Annotated in this window: 20 protein-coding genes; 6 read left to right on the top strand and 14 right to left on the bottom strand. The window is 60.4% G+C overall.

The features are described from left to right. Positions 1-205: 205 nt before the first annotated feature. The 12 genes from ACK5NW_RS08275 to ACK5NW_RS08220 form a co-directional block, all read right to left on the bottom strand. The gene (locus ACK5NW_RS08275; protein WP_416926933.1) at positions 206-877 is read right to left on the bottom strand and encodes an NAD(P)H-binding protein; all 672 of its coding nucleotides are present in this window, start codon (positions 875-877) and stop codon (positions 206-208) included. A gap of 71 nt (positions 878-948) precedes the next feature. After that, positions 949-2,463: a two-component system sensor histidine kinase CreC gene (gene creC, locus ACK5NW_RS08270; RefSeq protein WP_416926931.1), complete on the bottom strand. Its 1,515-nt coding sequence runs from the start codon at positions 2,461-2,463 to the stop codon at positions 949-951. 69 nt (positions 2,464-2,532) lie between these two features. Continuing rightward, a complete protein-coding gene (locus ACK5NW_RS08265) occupies positions 2,533-3,393 on the bottom strand; it encodes an NgoMIV family type II restriction endonuclease (RefSeq protein ID WP_416926929.1) in 861 nt (286 codons plus the stop codon). Then, positions 3,393-4,325: a DNA cytosine methyltransferase gene (locus ACK5NW_RS08260; protein ID WP_416926927.1), complete on the bottom strand. Its 933-nt coding sequence runs from the start codon at positions 4,323-4,325 to the stop codon at positions 3,393-3,395. Before ACK5NW_RS08260 ends, ACK5NW_RS08265 begins: the two co-directional genes overlap by 1 nt. Positions 4,326-4,394: 69 nt before the next feature. Next, a complete protein-coding gene (creB, locus tag ACK5NW_RS08255) occupies positions 4,395-5,204 on the bottom strand; it encodes a two-component system response regulator CreB (RefSeq protein ID WP_416926925.1) in 810 nt (269 codons plus the stop codon). A 58-nt stretch (positions 5,205-5,262) separates the two neighbouring features. Further along, a complete protein-coding gene (gene minE / locus ACK5NW_RS08250; RefSeq protein ID WP_416926923.1) occupies positions 5,263-5,562 on the bottom strand; it encodes a cell division topological specificity factor MinE in 300 nt (99 codons plus the stop codon). Positions 5,563-5,565: 3 nt separating this feature from the next. Further along, complete coding sequence (minD, locus tag ACK5NW_RS08245; protein ID WP_416926920.1) at positions 5,566-6,384, bottom strand: septum site-determining protein MinD; 819 nt, start codon at positions 6,382-6,384, stop codon at positions 5,566-5,568. Between the two features lie 60 nt (positions 6,385-6,444). Next, entirely contained in the window at positions 6,445-7,209 is a 765-nt protein-coding gene (gene minC, locus ACK5NW_RS08240) for a septum site-determining protein MinC (RefSeq protein WP_416926918.1), read from the bottom strand. 422 nt (positions 7,210-7,631) lie between these two features. Continuing rightward, positions 7,632-7,841, bottom strand: coding sequence for a DUF2788 domain-containing protein (locus tag ACK5NW_RS08235; RefSeq protein ID WP_416926916.1), 210 nt, complete (start codon positions 7,839-7,841; stop codon positions 7,632-7,634). Continuing rightward, positions 7,841-8,677 carry a DUF2189 domain-containing protein gene (locus ACK5NW_RS08230; RefSeq protein WP_416926914.1) on the bottom strand — a complete coding sequence of 279 codons (837 nt, stop codon included), beginning with the start codon at positions 8,675-8,677 and terminating at the stop codon, positions 7,841-7,843. The genes ACK5NW_RS08235 and ACK5NW_RS08230 overlap by 1 nt, the downstream gene beginning before the upstream one ends. A 127-nt stretch (positions 8,678-8,804) precedes the next feature. After that, positions 8,805-9,077, bottom strand: coding sequence for a YkgJ family cysteine cluster protein (locus ACK5NW_RS08225; protein ID WP_416926912.1), 273 nt, complete (start codon positions 9,075-9,077; stop codon positions 8,805-8,807). An 86-nt stretch (positions 9,078-9,163) separates the two neighbouring features. Continuing rightward, positions 9,164-10,480, bottom strand: a complete 1,317-nt coding sequence (locus ACK5NW_RS08220) for a Glu/Leu/Phe/Val family dehydrogenase (RefSeq protein ID WP_416926910.1) — start codon at positions 10,478-10,480, stop codon at positions 9,164-9,166. A gap of 213 nt (positions 10,481-10,693) precedes the next feature. Here ACK5NW_RS08220 and mnmG point away from each other — a divergent pair, with 213 nt between their 5' ends. The 6 genes from mnmG (at position 10,694) to ACK5NW_RS08190 (ending at position 16,740) form a co-directional block, all read left to right on the top strand. Beyond that, entirely contained in the window at positions 10,694-12,709 is a 2,016-nt protein-coding gene (gene mnmG, locus ACK5NW_RS08215; RefSeq protein WP_416926908.1) for a tRNA uridine-5-carboxymethylaminomethyl(34) synthesis enzyme MnmG, read from the top strand. Between the two features lie 35 nt (positions 12,710-12,744). Further along, on the top strand, positions 12,745-13,380 hold the full coding sequence (gene rsmG / locus ACK5NW_RS08210; RefSeq protein ID WP_416926937.1) for a 16S rRNA (guanine(527)-N(7))-methyltransferase RsmG: 636 nt from the start codon (positions 12,745-12,747) through the stop codon (positions 13,378-13,380). A gap of 150 nt (positions 13,381-13,530) precedes the next feature. Further along, positions 13,531-14,145, top strand: a complete 615-nt coding sequence (locus ACK5NW_RS08205; protein ID WP_416926906.1) for a LysE family transporter — start codon at positions 13,531-13,533, stop codon at positions 14,143-14,145. Positions 14,146-14,177: 32 nt separating this feature from the next. Further along, the gene (locus tag ACK5NW_RS08200; RefSeq protein WP_416926904.1) at positions 14,178-14,960 is read left to right on the top strand and encodes a ParA family protein; all 783 of its coding nucleotides are present in this window, start codon (positions 14,178-14,180) and stop codon (positions 14,958-14,960) included. A 189-nt stretch (positions 14,961-15,149) separates the two neighbouring features. Then, entirely contained in the window at positions 15,150-15,707 is a 558-nt protein-coding gene (locus ACK5NW_RS08195) for an RBBP9/YdeN family alpha/beta hydrolase (protein WP_416926902.1), read from the top strand. 46 nt (positions 15,708-15,753) lie between these two features. After that, positions 15,754-16,740, top strand: a complete 987-nt coding sequence (locus tag ACK5NW_RS08190; RefSeq protein WP_416926900.1) for a ParB/RepB/Spo0J family partition protein — start codon at positions 15,754-15,756, stop codon at positions 16,738-16,740. A 66-nt stretch (positions 16,741-16,806) separates the two neighbouring features. On the opposite strand, the gene ACK5NW_RS08185 is transcribed toward ACK5NW_RS08190, so the two are convergent. Together ACK5NW_RS08185 and ACK5NW_RS08180 are read right to left on the bottom strand one after the other, a co-directional pair. Then, the gene (locus tag ACK5NW_RS08185) at positions 16,807-17,316 is read right to left on the bottom strand and encodes a hypothetical protein (RefSeq protein ID WP_416926898.1); all 510 of its coding nucleotides are present in this window, start codon (positions 17,314-17,316) and stop codon (positions 16,807-16,809) included. Positions 17,317-17,323: 7 nt separating this feature from the next. Beyond that, entirely contained in the window at positions 17,324-18,268 is a 945-nt protein-coding gene (locus ACK5NW_RS08180) for a Bug family tripartite tricarboxylate transporter substrate binding protein (RefSeq protein WP_416926935.1), read from the bottom strand. Positions 18,269-18,400 lie beyond the last annotated feature (132 nt).

The raw sequence follows: 18,400 nt of genomic DNA, 5'->3' as shown, positions 1-18,400 counted from the left end.
GTCGACCGGTTCGTCGCAGGCACCGACCGCCGCCGTGGACAACTCTGCACCTCTTCAACCCGCCTGCAGTCTCTTTATCTCTCGGGGTAAATCTGTTCAGACAAGCGGGGCCACTTCTGACCTTGTGCTTGTATTACCGGTCATAAAAAAACCACCCAAAAGAAGACTGACAACGTGCAAAGCAAAATCACCATCACCGCTTGTTTCATTGGGGTTTCATTGCCGCCCCCTGCATGGCCGCCGATGTGAGCACCTGTAGTCCTTGCGCAGAGGGCAGTGTGCACGCCAGCGCCGCGGCTACGTCCGCTGCATCTACAGCGCGCAAGCCGCGTGGAATCAGCGGACGCAGTGCAGCATCGAGTCGACCCCACAGTGCTTCACCACTGCGCACTGGCTGGCCCAGCGCAGTACGGTTGCCGCGCAGCATGGAAGGGCGGGCAATCACCAGCGCTTGCAGCGGCAGCGCCGCCAAAGCATCTTCCAGCTCACCTTTGACGCGGCTATAAAAAACCGTTGAACGCGCATCAGCCCCCAGCGCGCTGACCAAGCCGATACGCTGCGCCCCTGCGGCCAGCGCTGCCCGGGCCACGGCCAAATTGGCGTCGAAATCGACGGCACGAAAAGCCGCCTGACTGCCCGCCACTTTGATGGTGGTGCCCAGCGCCAGATACACCTCATCGACGGCGGGCAGCGCGGGCAAGGCGGCAAAATCCACCAACTGCGGGCGCAGTTTTGGGTGTGCATCCAGCGGTGCGCGGCGCGACAGCGTGTGCACCACCGCCACCGTCTGGTCGGCGCACAGCCGCGCCACGATCTGGCGGCCCACCAAGCCCGTGGCACCAGCCACCAGGGCAGTTCTTGACGGTTTGGGACTCACTTTTAAACTCCTGTTTTGATAGCTTTTTATCGCCTGTGCATCAAACGCTGCAAAGGTTTTAATGATGAAAATCAAGTTTTCAGCACAGGCAGCCGCAGCACCGCCAGGGCACCTTGCTGCGCCCAGTCGGCTTGCAATGTAGGTTCACGCTGGGCCACGGCGTTGCCCAAACTGACGCTGCCTTGGTGCAGCGCGGCAATTTCTCGCACAAAAGCCAAACCCAAGCCGGTGCTGCGCTTGCCGGAAGCGGGCCGGGCCAATGAGAAGAATTTGTCGAACACTTTGTCTTGCGCAAATGCGGGCACGCCGGGGCCGTGGTCGCGCACGCTGATGCGGGCTAAGCGGCCTTCGCGCGCCAGGGTGATGGCAATGTCGGCCTCTGCCGCAGGCGCATCTTCAGGGCCTGGGGATGAAAAATCCACCGCGTTATCCAGCAAATTGCCCACGGCACGGCGCAGCAAGAAGGGATCGCCTTCGGTCACCAAATTTTCTTGCGCGTGCACTTCAATACGCAAGGCGGGCGCTTTGGCGCGGGCGCTGGCCGCCAGCTCATTCAGCAAGGGGACCAGTGGCACGCGTTGCTGGTCAAGCTGCATGCGGCGGTTTTCCAGCGCAGTGAGTTCCATCATGCGGTCCACCACCTCTTGCATGCGCAGGGTTTCGCTGTGAATGCTCACAGCAAAGCGGCGCTGCTGCGCGGGAGGCATATCGCTTTCTTGCAGCAGCTCGGCCGCACCACGCACGGCAGACAAGGGGCTTTTCAACTCGTGCGTGAGCTGCTGCACATAATCTTGCACATAACTGCGCCCGGCAATGGCGTCGCGCACTTCCTGCACAGATTGGCGTGTTTGCGCCCGCAGTGCGCGCCAGGCGCGGCTCGGGCTGACATGGCGACGACCTGCGGCGTCGTGCCAGACTGCGGTGCGCAGCGCAGCCAAAACATCGCTGGTGATACCCAGCGGGCGAATCAGCCAGAACGACAGCAACAGCGCCAGCAACAACGCCGACAGGCCAGAAACAAATCCGACGTAAATCATCTTGGCGCGTGCGGCCTCCACAAACTGACCCAGGCTTTGCACCGGCTTGCCAATCGTGACCACGCCCACGATCTGCCCGTCCCAGTGAATGGGCGCGCCCACGTACATCACGCTGCTTTTCGGGTTTTGCTGCACATCGCGCGTGGTGCGCGCGCCGTATTCGCCGCGCAGGGTCTGGTGCACATCGCGCCAGCGCGAAAAGTCCTGCCCCAGCGCCCGCCCGGTGGAGTCGTACACCACCACGCCATGCACGTTGGTCACGTAAGCGCGCAGCTCCACCCGGGTCTTGTGCAGGCCATACACCTGGGCCGAAAAGCGCCGCGCGTAAAGGTCACGAAAAATGCCAGCGATGCGATCGGTGGGCAGCGCGCCCCGATCCACATCCTGCTCGATCACCGTGGCCATAAGCTGCGCAGTTTCGACCAAACCTTCTTCGGCTGATTCGCGGTAACGTGGATCCAGATCGCTCAGCAACTGGTGCATCAGCGCGCCAATGCCAACCACATAAACCAGAATCAACGCCAAGAAGATGCGGGTGCGGCGGCTCACGATATCGCCATTTTTTTTGCGCCTTGACACTCATGGACGTGTTCAAGATCACGGTTCATGCAGCAGCTTTCAAACCGCCAAATCCAAGGGAAGGTCAGAAATGTCTTTCAGGCGCTTGCCGTCCACCATCACGGTCAGCATGTCGGCGGCGTCGCTCATGCCCAAGGCTTTAACCGTCTCTTGTAGCTCGTAGAGGGCGAAGTGATACACGCAATCAATGTCCCCAGTGCCCAGAGCGATAGAGGCAAGGCGACTGGGTGTTGGCTCGGCGGTGACGACGACAACGTGAGGCAAACGACCTTTGCGGTTGCGAACCAGATTCAGGGCTTCGGAACGGGCGTTCTGCGCCCGGTCGCTGCGTATCGTCCATTTGCATGAAATGCTGGCGTGCAGCAGAGGCAGCCCGCCGTTTTTCTTGCGCAGGCTGGCAAGCGTAGTCACGTTGTCGTCCACCAGAAGCGCCGGGGCGTTGATGGCGTCGTCGTCCTCGGTGCCGCGCACCACCACAATATCCGGCGTGATGGTGTAGTCGCTGCCCAAGGCTGCGGCCAGCTCTGCATCAGCCTTGGCGGCGCGGTCGAGGGCCACCAAGTGCGCATATTGTTCGTAGCGGGCAATCTCCAAGCGGTTGCGCCCGCTGACTTGGTGAACGTCCCAAATGCCGGGGCGCAGGTGTCCCAGCTTGAGGAAGGTTTCACGCACGAAGCCCGCGCAAATGCCTTCAAACTGGTTGCCCGAGGTCTGGCCCGCGATGCGCTCGCCAATGGTTTCGGCCTTGAGTAGATCGGCTATGCCCTTGGCAATCGCCTTGCTGGTGGTGTTGCTGCTGTCGGCATTGCTGACCACGCCGGCGGCGTTGGTGGTCAATGTGGCTTCCAGCAGTGCGGCATGAAACGCTTTGCGTGCTTCGAGAAATTCGACTTCCGGCATCAGGCCACCTTGTAAATACGCTTGACGGACAGGGCCGCAAAAATCTGGCGGGCCACGGCGGCGGCAACTGGTGGGGGAAAGGCGTTGCCGATCTGGCGATAGGCTGCGGTCTTGCGCCCGGAAAACTGCCAGTCGTCGGGGAAGCCTTGAATGCGGGCCGTCATGCGTGTGGTCAGGCGGGGCATTCCCACGAAGTCACGCGGGGGGGCGTCATCCCATATGCCCATGCCATCGACGCCTAGAGCGGCCCAAGCGCGTTTTGCGCGCGTGGGGCCAAGGTCTGGCCCGCCGTGCTTCTTGGAGCCGCCTACCAGTGTCGGGGCGATGGTGCTTGCCTGCTCACGCCAGCGGGTAGCGCCGCGCCATTTGTTCGCGGCCATCAGGTCGTGCAGCAGCTCGCCCACGGTGGCCGGTTCGTGCTGTTGTGGTTCTGGCCATGCAAAGCCGTCGGCAAGGTCTTTGCGGATGCCGACGAACACCACGCGCGGGCGCAGTTGCGAAACGCCATAGTCCGAAGCGTTGAACAGTCGCCAGCCGGGGACATAGCCCAGCTTATTGAGCTGCTTTTCTACCTTGTTGCGGTAGTCGTCAAAGACGGCATCCAGCAGGCCGCGCACATTTTCCAGCATCACGGCTTGCGGGCGGCATTCATCAACGAGGCGGATTGCTTCCGGGAATAGGTCGCGCTCGTCCTTCGCGCCAAGCTGCTTTCCGGCCTTGGAGAACGGCGGGCAGGGCACGCCGCCGGCCACCAGGTCAACGCCTTTGTATGGCCTGCCGTCGAAGTGCCGTAGATCGTCCTCAATGACGTTCCATGCTGGGCGGTTCAGGCGCAGCGTGGCGCACGCTGCGGGTTCCAGCTCGATCAGGGCGCAATGGTCGAAGCCTGCCATTTCTAGGCCGAGGGCTTGACCGCCGGCACCAGCGCACATCTCTAGGGAATTGAGTTGTCTCATTTTGTTTTACGTGCTTATCTTTTGATCTGCGCGCGCAAGCTTGCATTAATCCTCACGCAGTGCATAGCCCACACCGCGCAGCGTGCGAATCGGGTCTTCATCTTCGCGCACGGCACGCAGCTTGGCGCGCAGGGTTTTGATGTGGGCGTCCACGGTGCGGTCAAAGCTCTCACCGGGGTCATCCCATACGCGCTCCAGCAATTCATCGCGACTGAATACGCGGCCTGGGCGGCGCATCAGCGTGGCCAGCAAGCCGTATTCGTAGCGCGAAAGCTCCAGCGCCTGCGTATGAAAACGAATCAGGCGGCGCTCTTCATCCAGTTGCAAGGCACCACACTGAATCAGGTTTTTTGCTTCAGTTTCAATAGCTTTTGACGCCTGTTTTGTGATCTCTGAATTTTTCACCTCGCCACTGAATGTGGTGTGGCGCTGGCTGCGGCGCAAAATCACGCGCACGCGCGCCACCAGCTCGCGCGGTGAGAAGGGTTTGGCGATGTAATCGTCGGCACCCAGCTCCAGCCCGACCACGCGGTCGATTTCGCTGGAGCGGGCGGTTAAAAACAGCATGGGTACCTGCTTTCCGCCGGGCAAATCTTGCAGGTGGCGAAACAGCTCAAAACCGTTCATGTCGGGCAGGCCCACATCCAAAATGGCCAGCGCGGGCAATTGGGCAGCAAAACATTCGATGGCCTGACGCGCGGTAGCGCACACCTCAGGTACAAAGCCGTCGGACGACAGCGCATAGTGGATGGTTTCAGCAATGCCCGCTTCGTCTTCCACTACCAAAATGATAGGGCGCGGGATGTCTGGGTTGACATTCGGGCCAAAACCGGAATTCAAAGCAGGGTCGGACATGCCTTGATTTTAGGGTTTATTTTGCTATATTAAAAATAGCTGACAGCGATTTACAGCGCTAGCGCTGGCGGTTGCTTTTCCGTTCAGTTTTTGGCTCTGCCTTTTCAGGCAATTCAATCTTGACTTCCAGCACTTCCAGATCGTCCTGGCGTTCCAGGTTGACCTTGATGTCCTTGGGATCGATCTTGACGTATTTGCTGATGACAGCGATCAGATCGCGCTGCAAATCGGGCAGGTAATCAGGTTCAGCGCTGCCGCTGCCACGCGCGCGTTCGTGCGCCAAAATGATTTGCAGCCGCTCTTTGGCAACGTTGGCCGTTTTCTTCTTCTCGCCCAGAAAGAATGAGATGAAGGACATGGCTTACTTGCCTCCAAACAGGCGCTTGAAAAAACCGGGTCTTTCGGCGTCGATGTAGCGCATGGGCTTGTCGGTTTCGCCTAAAAAGCGGTCGACCACGTCCAAATACGCGCCCGCCACATCCGATCCTTTCAGGTGCACCGCAGGCAGGCCCTGGTTGGACGCTTGCAGCACGGCTTCGCTTTCGGGAATGACACCAATCAGCGGAACCCGCAAAATTTCCTGAATGTCGTCCAGGCTCAGCATCTGCCCGTCGGCCACACGGTTCGGGTTGTAACGGGTGACCAGCAAGTGTTCCTTGATTGGGTCTTGCCCTTCGATGGCACGTTTGGTCTTGCTGCTGAGCATGCCCAGAATGCGGTCAGAATCGCGCACGCTGGACACTTCGGGGTTGGTAACGATCAATGCTTCATCAGCAAAGTGCATGGCCAGCAAAGCACCGGTTTCAATACCGGCGGGGGAGTCGCAAACGATGTACTCAAAGTCCATCTTGGCCAGCTCATCGAGCACCTTCTCGACACCTTCTTTGGTCAGCGCCTCTTTGTCGCGCGTCTGGCTGGCAGCCAGCACATACAGGTTTTCGCTTTGCTTGTCTTTGATGAGGGCCTGGGTCAGGTTGGCCTCGCCCTGAATGACGTTGATCAGGTCGTACACCACGCGGCGCTCGCAACCCATGATGAGGTCCAGGTTGCGCAAGCCCACGTCAAAGTCAATCACCGCCGTTTTGTGGCCTTTGAGGGCCAGTCCAGACGAGAACGCGGCGCTGGTCGTGGTTTTGCCCACCCCTCCTTTGCCTGAAGTCACCACAATGATTTTTGCCATGTCGACATCACTTTCAAAAACGGTTATGCGAAAAAAACGTAAAAAGCGCGACGCGGTACGTCATGTAGAAACCGGCGCAAACACCAACTTGTCGCCAGATTCAGTGGATTGCAGGCGCACCGCAGCAGCCTGGCCCCAGATGTTGGCGGGCAGCGGCTCTTCGCTGGTGCGGTAGACCCCGGCAATCGACACCAGATCGGGCCGCATGTCGTGCGCAAAGATGCGCGCTTCAGACCAGCCGCGCGCGCCCGCCAGTGCGCGCCCTCGCAATGGGGCATAAACATGGATGTGGCCATCGGCCACCACCTCGGCACCGGCGTTGACCATGGCCAGCACCACCAGATCGCGCCCGCGCGCGTACACCTGTTGGCCTGAGCGCAAGGGCTTGTCAACCACCAGCGCGCCAGGTGCCACCGTTTCTGCAGAAGCTGGTGCCGACTCTGATGGCGTTGGCTCAGCTTCAGGCGTGCGCGCCGCCGCTGCCATGCGCATATCAGGGGCCAACAGCAGCCCGATATCAACCGCCGCAGCGTGCTGGGCATCGCTGCCACCACGAACGGCCATCAGGCGCAGGCGGCGCTCAAACAGCATTTCGCCCAGGCGCTGAAAATCAATGTCAACACTGGCGGCATCGCCTTCCAGCAGTGACAGATCCAGCACCACCGGGTCGTCTTCAAAAAAATCCGGCATCTCCCCGTACTGCGCTTGCAACTCTTGAGCCAGCAAATGCAGATCGGGCGATTTCAAGCGCAGCGCCAGCAAGGACAGGCTGGCGCTTTTGATCTCAAAGGTGCTGGGACTGCGGCCAACGACAGCAACGGACATGGGCGTGAAACAAAAAATATCCCCGCTGGTTCAGCGAGGAGGAATAAAGCAGGCCAATCTTAACAGCCGACTCGTGCACCATGGGTCTGTTTTTGGTACAGATGTAACGGCTGGATGGCTGATTCCCATGTGGAAGAACCATCGGGCACTGAAGGCTTGTTTTGACTTGTTTTTTGAATTCGTTCATTTAATTAGTAGTCGTAGTAGAAGCCTTGCTGTTTTGTGGATAAGCTGAAAAAAGACTGCTTTGACAAGCCTTTACCCGCGTGACCAGCTTGTGTGAAAAGGTTGGTGAAGAAGTCGTCTGACATGGCACAACTTTGGGTTCAGGCTGTGTGCTGTGGACAAGCTGATGTTTATGCCAGCACTGTCCACAGGTTTGTACTGCGCTTTGAACACGCTCTTTCAAGGGTTATTAAGGGCTATTTTTCGATCATCCACTGGATCACTGCCTTGGCGATGAAGCCCACCATGCCAAAAGCCAGGGCCAGAAACAGCACAAACGTGCCGAATTTTCCGGCTTTTGATTCCCAAGCCAAATGGCCGATGATGAACAGCATGTAGATCATGAAGGCCCCCACCCCAATGGTGAGGCCAAACCAGGCAATTTGCTCTTCGTTGAAGCCAAACATCAGGCTTGGCCCTCCGGCGGCAAGCGCTCAGGCAGACGGCTGGTATCGACCAGCGCCCGATAAGCGTGCCAACTGGCGTGGCCCAGCCAGGGCACAATGACGACCAGACCCAGCAAGGCGGTGAGCATGCCCAGCACCGTTAGCCCCAGAATCAGAACCGCCCACAACGCCAGTGCGCCAGGATTGGTCATCACGGTTTGCCAACTGGTCAACACCGCTTGCAGCACGTCACAGCGGCGGTCCAGCAGCAAGGGCATCGACACCACGCTGGAGGCAAACAATGGCGCGGCCATCAACGCACCCAACACCATCCACAGCTCAAATAGAAAGCCATGTCGGGCCAGTACTACATGGTGCAAGAAATCCTGCAGCGTATTGACTGGCGCGGGTGCCAGCGCGGTGATCAAAGCGGCCGAGGTCATCACCCAGCCCGTGCCTGCCAGTGACAGCAGCAGGCCAAAGCGCACCAGGCTCCAATAACCGCCATGCACGGCAAAGCGAGAGTATTGCCAGCGGGTCCAGGTTTTACCGATGGTGCCTAAGTTGGCGGGTTCGTCCCGCTCCAGCGCGCGGCTGAGGGCATAAAGACTGGTGGCCAGCACCGGTGCGACGATCAGAAAACCTGAGAACGCCCCCGCCAGCAGCCAGAAGCGGTCGTGTGCAGCCCATGCCAACATGGCACCAAACACAGCCAGTACCAGGCCATGCAGCAGGCTGGGCCAGCCGATGCGCCACATGTCGTGCCAACCTTTGGCCAGCCAGTCAAAGGGCGCGGTCAACGCCACCGACTTCACGGGTGGCAACGGTAAAGTACCGCGCGTCGGGCGCGGTGGCATGGGAGGTGGTGGTGGGGCAGTATGGGGCACGATTTGCGCAGCTTAAAACCAAAGCCAGTGGCGTGTCAGTCAGGCTGAAAATAAACCATGGCCGCAAGCTAAATATAGATGCGAATCACAGTGTGCGTCATGGAGCTTTAACGGACACGGGTGTGGTTTGCCGCTCCAGATCGGTCAACCAGTGCAAAGCGTGTGCACGGTGGGTGCCACACATGGCGACGCTGGGCTGCAAAGATTGGCAGACGGCAGGCCGATTGGCTTGGCCAAACAGCTGGCAACGCTGTAACGCATCCAGTTGCACGCAACGCACTCCGGCGAGCTTGCCCTGTGGCATGCCGGGGATGGGGCTGGAAATGGATGGCGCGATGCAGCAGGCACCGCATTCCTGGCGGCAATTCATTAAAAACCAAGCATCAATAAAAACGGACACCTAAACTATAAATTTAATAGCTTAAAGTGTCCGATCAAAAAGCATTGAAGCTTGATTTATGGATACAGGCCGCGCAAATCACGCGCGGTCAGAATGCGTGTGCAGGCCACGATGAAGGTGGCCGTGCGCAGGCTGACTTTGTGCTGCTGGGCGGTGTTCCATACGCCGTCGAAGGCTTCTTTCATGATGCGGATCAGGCGTTGGTTGATCTCTTCTTCGCTCCAGAAAAAGCTGCTGAAATCCTGCACCCATTCAAAGTAGCTCACCGTCACGCCGCCGGCGTTGGCAATCACGTCCGGCACGACCAGCACGCCTTTGTCTTGCAGAATATCGTCGGCCTCGGGGGTGGTGGGGCCGTTGGCTCCTTCGATCACCATCTTGGCCTTGATTTTGGGCGCGTTGGCTTTGGTGATCTGGCCTTCCAGCGCAGCGGGGATCAGGATGTCGCACTTGGTGGACCAGAAGTCGGCAGTGGCCAGTGGCTCTCCACCTTTGAAACCCGCCACGCCGCCAGTCTTGGCCACGTGTTCCAGCAGCTTGGGAACGTTCAAACCCTTGTCGTTGTGCACGCCGCCAGTGTGGTCCAGCACGGCCACCACCAGTGAACCGGCTTCGGTAAACAATTTACCTGCAATGCCGCCCACATTGCCAAAGCCTTGCACGGCCACGCGCGCGCCCTCGATCTGAAGGCCGATTTGCTTGGCAGCTTCGATGCCGACGGTGAACACACCGCGCCCGGTGGCCTCGCGCCGACCCAGCGAGCCGCCCATCTCGATCGGCTTGCCGGTGACCACGCCGGTCGAGGTGGCACCCACATTGACAGAGTAGGTGTCCATCATCCAGGCCATAACCTTTTCGTTGGTGTTGACGTCGGGTGCGGGGATGTCTTTGGTGGGGCCGATGATGAGGCCGATCTCGCTGGTGTAGCGCCGCGTCAGGCGCTCCAACTCACCCGCAGAGAGGGTGCGCGGATCGACCCGAATACCGCCTTTGGCACCGCCGTAGGGCACGTTGACAGCGGCGTTTTTCACCGACATCCAGGCCGCCAGCGCCATGACCTCGGACAGCGTCACGTCTTGGTGAAAGCGTACGCCGCCCTTGCCAGGGCCGCGGCTGACGTTGTGCTGCACGCGATAGCCTTCGTAGTGGGCAATGGTGCCGTCATCGCGCCGCAGCGGCACGTCGACGATCAGCGCGCGCTTTGGGCGCTTGAGGGTTTCGACCCAGCGCGTCAGCGGCCCCAGATAGGGTGTGACGCGATCGACCTGGGCCAGGTAGATGCCCCAGGGGCCAAGGTGGGCAGGGTCCAGATACGAAGGCAAAGCATGGGCGTTGGTGACAGGTGCGCTTTTCTTCGATGTTTTGCTGGTCATGTAAAGCCTTTGGTGCTTTTGTGAATAAGGGGGTTACGCTGTAAAGCAGCGCGGCACCAGCATAGCGTATCGGCAGACGTCTGCGTATACGGGAAAAGCGGGTATAGGGTGATTTATAGCTATTAATTTAATAGCTCTTTGCGCAGTATGGGTGTGCGCCAGAGGTTAAATTTATCTAAAATAATGCGCTTTGCAGTTTGTGGTTCTTGCTCCGTGGCCCAACCCCATTATTTCCATCCTCAGCGCTTTGATGTCATTGTGGTCGGCGGCGGCCATGCCGGCACCGAGGCGGCGCTGGCGGCTGCGCGCATGGGCGCGCAAACTTTGCTGCTGACGCACAACATTGAAACCCTGGGCCAGATGAGCTGCAACCCGAGCATTGGCGGCATTGGCAAAGGCCATCTGGTTAAAGAAGTGGACGCGCTGGGCGGTGCCATGGCGCTGGCTGCGGACAAGGCGGGCATTCAGTTCCGCGTGCTCAATTCCAGCAAAGGCCCGGCGGTGCGCGCTACCCGTGCACAGGCCGATCGGGTGCTGTACAAGGCCGCCATTCGGCGCGTGCTGGAAAACCAGCCGAACCTGTGGCTGTTCCAGCAGGCGGTGGATGACTTGCTGCTGGAAGGCGATCGGGTGGTTGGCGCGGTGACGCAGGTGGGCATTGCCTTCCGCGCACGCACCGTAGTGTTGACGGCAGGTACGTTTTTGGACGGGCGTATTCACGTCGGGCTGGACAATTACCAGGCCGGGCGCGCGGGCGATCCGCCCTCTGCGTCGCTTTCGGCAAAGCTGAAAGAGCTGAAGCTGCCACAAGGCCGCCTCAAAACCGGTACGCCGCCACGCCTGGACGGGCGCAGCATTGACTTTGCCACTTGCGAAGTGCAGCCCGGTGATGGCATGCCTGGTGGACAAAATCCGCGCATGCCGGTGTTCAGCTTCATGGCGCATGAATACGGTGGAACTGACATGCACCCGGCGCAGATGCCGTGCTGGATCACGCACACCAATGCGCGCACGCACGACATCATCCGTTCTGGTTTTGACCGTAGCCCCATGTTCACCGGCCAGATCGAAGGGGTGGGGCCGCGCTATTGTCCCAGCGTGGAAGACAAGATCAACCGCTTTGCCGACAAGGACAGCCATCAGATATTTCTGGAGCCTGAAGGGCTGGACACGCACGAGGTCTACCCCAATGGCATCTCCACCAGCTTGCCATTTGATGTTCAATTGGAGTTGGTGCGCAGCATGAAGGGTTTAGAGAACGCCCACATCCTGCGGCCCGGCTACGCCATTGAATACGATTATTTTGATCCGCGCGTACTGAAAAGCAGCTTCGAGACGCGACAAATCGGGGGGCTGTTTTTTGCGGGCCAAATCAACGGCACGACCGGTTACGAAGAAGCGGCCGCGCAGGGCTTGTTTGCAGGCATCAACGCTGCGCTGCAATGTCGGCAACTGGAAGGTCGGGCGGACGACTTTGGCGGGGTCTGGCTGCCCGGACGCGATCAGGCCTACCTGGGCGTGCTGGTGGACGACCTCATCACCAAGGGCGTGACCGAGCCTTACCGCATGTTCACCAGCCGGGCCGAGTACCGCCTGCAACTGCGCGAAGACAACGCGGATATGCGGCTGACTGAAGTGGGCCGTCAGTTGGGCCTGGTGGACGATGCGCGTTGGAACGCTTTTAGCCGTAAACGTGACGCGGTTTCACGTGAAACCGAGCGGCTCAAATCTACCTGGGTCAATCCGCGTCAGTTGCCAGCGACCGAATCAGAGCGCGTACTCGGTAAGGTCATTGAACACGAGCATAGCTTGTTTGATTTGCTGCGCCGTCCAGGTGTGGATTACGCCGCACTGATGACGTTGGAAGATGGGCGCTACGCATCGATCGATGTTTCACGTGAAACTCTGGGTGAGTTAACCGATGCTGTGGTTGAGCAGATAGAAATCGCGGCCAAGTATTCGGGCTACATCGACCGTCAGCGTGGAGAAGTGGCCCGCGCCGCCCATTATGAAAACCTGCGTCTGCCAGAGCAACTGGATTACATGCAGATTTCGGCCCTGTCGATCGAAGTGCGACAAAAACTGCACGCGCAACGCCCAGATACGCTGGGGCAAGCTGGACGCATCAGCGGCGTGACACCGGCGGCCATTTCCTTGTTGCTGGTCCACTTGAAAAAGGGCGGTTTCAAAGGTTTTGCAGAACCTGCAAGCAAGGCGCGCACCGCATGACGATAGCGGCAGCGACAGTGGCGGGGGCGGACGATATGCTGGAGCGGTTGCAATCTGCGGCCCATCAGTTGGGGTTGGATTTGACGGCGGGGCAGCTCCAGAAGATGTTGGCCTACCTGGGCCTGCTGATGCGCTGGAACAAGGTCTATAACCTGACGGCGCTGCGTGATCCGACCGAGATGCTGACGCACCACGTGTTTGACAGCTTGGCGGTGCTTGAGCCGCTGCGTCGCCACGTCAACGGCAAGCCTGCGCGTGTGCTGGATGTGGGGTCGGGTGGCGGCTTGCCCGGCGTGATGATCGCTGTGGGTTGCCCCGAGTTGAGCGTGACTTGCGTGGATGCGGTGGGAAAAAAAGCCGCCTTTATTCAGCAAGTCGCAGGCGCGTTGGCGTTGCCTAATCTGAAAGGGCTGCATGCGCGGGTGGAGTCGGTGGCACTGCCGTTTGACATCATCACTTCGCGCGCCTTTGCCTCGCTGCCCGACTTTGCCCGCTGGTCGGCAGACGCGCTGGCTGAAGGTGGGGTGTGGGTGGCGATGAAGGGCAAACATCCGCAAGATGAAATCGATGCTTTACCGCCAGAGGTGGAAGTGTTTCACGTGGAACCACTGGCCGTGCCTGAGTTGGCTGCCGATCGCTGTCTGGTGTGGATGCGGCGGCAACAGCATTAACAACAGGCGTTAACTGGTTCTGCGTTAACTGGCCTTAATAGGCAAAGCAGGCTTTCTTTGGCAGGCTGAACGGCATGTTGCAGCGCGAAAAGCGCAACAACACAGAGTGGCTGGCTTACACTTGCCCGTTCCAGCGCTTTGGTGCCGTTCATGCTCGCCATCACCGATTACCCCGCTTTCGCCGTCGCTATCATCGTGTTTCTGGCCATCCCTGGGCCGGGTAATCTGGCCATTTTGTCCAGCACGGCGCAAGGCGGGGTGCGCGGCGGTTTGGTGTCGACGCTCGGCATTATTGCGGGCGACCAGATTTTGTTGTGGGGCGCGGTGGCTGGTATCGCGGCCTTGCTCAAAGCCTATCCGGCCGCTTTTGCGGCGGTGCAGTGGGCGGGGGCGGCGTATCTGGCCTGGCTGGGGCTGCGCCTGTTTCTGGCCAAGCCGGGGCAGGGCGCGGTGCTCAAGCTTAAACCGCACCACTTTTGGCGACAGTCGTTTTTGATCACCTTGCTCAACCCCAAGGCGATTGTGTTTTACATGGCGTTTTTTCCATTGTTCATTAACCCGTCGCATCAGCCAGGACTGGCCACCTATGCGGTGATGGCTTTGACCATTGCCGCACTTACCTTGGCCTACGGACTGATCGCCACCGTGCTGGCGCAGCGGTTGGCCGAGCGCGTGCGGGCCAGTGCGCGGCTGTCGGGCGCGTTAACCAAGCTGGCTGGTACGCTGCTGATTGGCTTTGGCCTGAAGCTGGCGCTGAGCAAATAAATCTTTCATTTCCCATCCAAGCGAATCGAGCCATGGCGCAAATCTTCTGCATCGCCAACCAAAAAGGCGGGGTCGGCAAGACCACCACCACCGTCAATCTGGCCGCCGGTCTGGCCAAGATTGGCCAGCGCGTGCTGCTGGTTGATCTGGACCCGCAGGGCAATGCCACCATGGGATCGGGCGTGGACAAGCGGGCGATGGATTTGTCGGTGTACGACGTGCTGCTGGAATCGGCCAGCGTGGCCGAGGCGGTTGTAATGCCCGAGCGGTTGAAAGAAGCCGGTGCGGGCTATGCCGTGCTGGGTGCCAACCGCGAACTGGCTGGTGCCGAGGTGGAACTGGTGGCGGAAGACCGCCGCGAGCGCCGGTTGAAGGACGCCTTGTCAAAAGTCAGCGCTGACTACGATTTTGTGCTGGTCGACTGCCCGCCGTCGCTGAGCATGCTCACCCTCAACGGTCTGTGCGCTGCGCAAGGTGTGATCGTGCCCATGCAGTGCGAGTACTTTGCGCTGGAAGGACTGGCTGATCTGACCAACACCATCAAGCAGGTGCACGCCAACCTGAACCGCGATTTGCGCTTGATCGGCCTGTTGCGCGTGATGTTCGATCCGCGCATCACCTTGCAGCAGCAGGTCAGCGAGCAGCTCAAGGCGCACTACGGCCCCAAAGTGTTCGATACCATCATCCCGCGCAACGTGCGCCTGGCTGAAGCGCCCAGCTATGGCCTGCCCGGCGTGGTGTTCGACCCGGCAGCCAAAGGCAGCAAAGCTTTTGTCGAATTTGCCAATGAGATGGTGCAACGGGGGATGAAATGAGTTTCCCCCCTGTAGCGCTGACGCGCCTTCCCCCCGCTCTCTGCGGGCGGGGGGACAACGCCAGTGGTTGGTGGAATCCCGCCCACGGCGTTCGCTGGCATGGCCTGCTCCGCGGCCACTGGTTTATTGGTCAAATTGGCTTTTTGCGCTTGTTTGGCGGGCGCAAACAGCTATGAATTTGATAGTTCTATGAGCGCCTACCGTGTTCTGACCCTGCCCGGCTGGCAAGGCAGCGGTCTTACCCATTGGCAAAGCCGCTGGGAGGCGCTGCACGGCTACACGCGGGTTGAACAGCACGACTGGCAGCGCCCGCTGCGCGGCGACTGGACGGCGCGCCTGCAAGACGTGGTGCTGGCCGATGCGCGCCCTGCATGGTTGGTGGCGCACAGCCTGGGCTGTCTGCTGGTGGCCTGGTGGGCGGCGCACGCGGGCGATGCAGTGCAGCGCGCGGCGGGTGCCCTGCTGGTCGCCCCACCCGAGATCGAGCGCGATGACGTGCGCCAGCAAATCCCCGGCTGGGCACCCCCCGCGCGCCAGCGCCTGCCGTTCCCGGCCATCGTCGTCGCCAGCACCGATGACCCCTTTGGCCGCGCCGACTACGCCAGCCAGCTGGCGCAGGACTGGGGTGCCAGCTTTTACAGCGTGGGGCCGCGCGGGCATATCAATGCGGATTCCGGGTTGGGGGATTGGGGCGAGGGGCATGCGCTGCTGGCAGCCCTGCACAGCGGGGGCAGGACAAGCACATGACTTCAAATGCATGCGTCGACGTGCGTCATAACGGTAAGGATTTCATATGGTCACCAAAAAACCCAAAGGCTTAGGTCGCGGCCTGGACGCGCTGCTCGGCCCCAGCAGTTTGTCGATGGATGCAGGCGGCGACGCCACTGCCGTCACCCCCGCAGGCACGCCCATGATGCTGGCGCTGGCCGACATGACCGCTGGTCAATACCAGCCGCGCACCCGCATGGACGAGGGCGCGCTGTACGAGCTGGCCGAAAGCATCAAGGCGCAGGGCATCATGCAGCCGATTCTGGTGCGCAAACTTTCGGTGCCAAAACAGGTTCCAGCGCAGGATGGACAAGCGTCAAAAGCTACTAATTCAATAGCTAATTACGAAATTATCGCAGGCGAGCGCCGCTTTCGCGCCGCGCGCCTGGCGGGCCTGGCCGAGGTGCCGGTGCTGGTGCGCGAGGTGCCCGACGAGGCCGCTGCCGCGATGGCGCTGATCGAGAACATCCAGCGCGAAGACCTGAACCCGCTGGAAGAAGCGCAAGGCTTGCAGCGCCTGCTGAATGACTTTGGCCTGACGCACGAACAAATGGCGCAGGCCGTGGGCAAGAGCCGCAGCGCCGCCAGCAATCTGCTGCGCCTGCTCAAGCTGACCGAGCCGGTGCAAACCATGCTGATGGCCGGTGACATCGACATGGGCCACGCGCGCGCGCTGCTGGCCCTCGACGGTGCGGCGCAAATCACGGCGGCCAATCAGGTGTCGGCCAAAAAGCTGTCGGTGCGCGAAGCCGAATCGCTGGTCAAGCGCCTGAACGCCGAGTTCAACCTGACCTCCCCGCGCAAGCCTGCCGCCGCCAGCGCCGACAAAACGGGCGACGTGCGCCGGGTGGAAGAAGAGTTGTCTGACCTGCTCACGGCTCAGGTCGAAGTGCGCATGAAGAAAAAAACCAAGCAAGGCGGCAAGCTGGTGCAAACGGGCGAGGTGGCGATTCAGTTCGGCTCGCTGGACGAGCTGAATGGCTTGATCGAGCGGCTGCGCGGCGAGACATGAGCGGCTGATAACGCATCCGCCACCCGGGGGTGTTGTGTAAAAGACAAGGCTTGAACGCGCCGGTTGTCAGGCGTTATCCGGTGGTGCTGTAGGTTGGCACCCACTTTCATACGGATAGATGTCCAACTGAACTTCTATCTTGGCATCGGCCAGCTTCTGCGCCAGGCTGACGGGAAATGCCAAACCGTAGTTACATGCCCCATACAAGCCGATGAAGTAGTTCAGCGTGCCGCCAGTGGCATAAAAATCAGCGAGCCGGTCACTCAGCCGGAGCAACGTAGACACAGATTGGTCAAGCACGTCTTCCAGCTCTTGTTCTTCTGAAGACATTTCAGTGGGCGTAATGCGCGCCGACCAATAACTTTCGCTTCTGCGTTCGTTAAGAACGGTGCCTTTGGGCGTCACCCGTGCCTCATCAGCCGTCCAGCCAGACCGGCGCTCTAGAGAAAGGAGCGAGGAAAGGTAAGAGAGATTGTGGAACGGATGATTGGCGCGCAACGAAACGATGTAGGAATACGAATTCATTGACAGCCAATAGTTTTCGGAAAGGGTTTTGGCGAAATTGGGGATAAACAAAGAAGTGTTATCCCGCTTTCACCCCCACCGCCTTGATGATCGCCGCCATGCTCGCGCGCTCAGCGGCTACACGCTGGGCAAAGCCTTCGGGCGATGAGCCGACGGCGGCCCAGCCTTGCAGAAACAGGCGCTTGCGCACGGCGGCGCTGCGCACCACTTGCGGCACCGCCTGCGCCAGTCGCTGCTGGGCTGCCAGCGGCAGGCTGGCGGGGCCGACCAGGCCGGTCCACACCTCCAGGTTGAAGTTTTTCGCCCCTGCGTCGGCCAGCGGCGGCACGCTGGGGGCCAAGGTGCTGCGGCCGCTGGTCAGGCCGACGATGTGCAGCTTGCCCGCCTGGACGTGCTGCACCACCAGGCCGGGCGGCATCAGCGCCATTTGAATCTGCCCGCTGAGCAGCGCGGTGACCACCGCCGGGTTGCCCTGAAACGGAATGTGCACCGGCTTGAAGCCCGGCACGCGGGTTTTGAGCAGCTCCAGCCCCAAATGCGCCACCGATCCCGCGCCAACCGAGCCGTAGTTCCAGCGATCACCTTCTTTGGTGGCGGCGGCAAAAAACGCGGGTCCTTCAGGCAGATCGGGCGGGGTGACCAAGGCCAGCGGTGCGCTGGTGAGCTGGCTGATCAGGCTGAAATCGCGCGCCGGGTCGTAAGGCAAAGCGGGGTTGAGCATCTTGGCCGAGGTCAGGTTGCCGTTGATGACTACGCCCAGCGTGTGGCCGTCGCGCGCCTTGGCCACTTGCGCCGCAGCGATGTTGCCGGAGGCACCGGGTTTGTTCTCGACCACCACCGATTGGCCCAGCACGCCGCTCAGGCCGTCGGCCAGTGCGCGTGCCGAATGGTCGGGTGTAGAGCCTGCCGGAAAACCCACCAGCAGGCGCACGGTGCGCGTGGGCCAGGCGGCGCTTTGCGCTTGGCCTTGTGCCTGCGCCAGACGGTGCACGCCGGGCAGCAGGCTAACGGCGCTGCCTAGGGAAGGTCTGCAAAAGTCAGCCCCATGACGGCCTGATCTGAGACAGTGGAGCGATGCAACAGACAAGCCTTGCCACCACTGGATTCGAGCTTGCAGCCAAACGCACGCGCAAGC

This window comes from Ottowia sp. (genome assembly GCF_047975795.1).
Lineage (GTDB): Bacteria > Pseudomonadota > Gammaproteobacteria > Burkholderiales > Burkholderiaceae_C > Ottowia.
The sequence above is the reverse complement of the archived record's forward strand: the minus strand, read 5'-3'. Positions and strand labels throughout refer to the sequence as shown.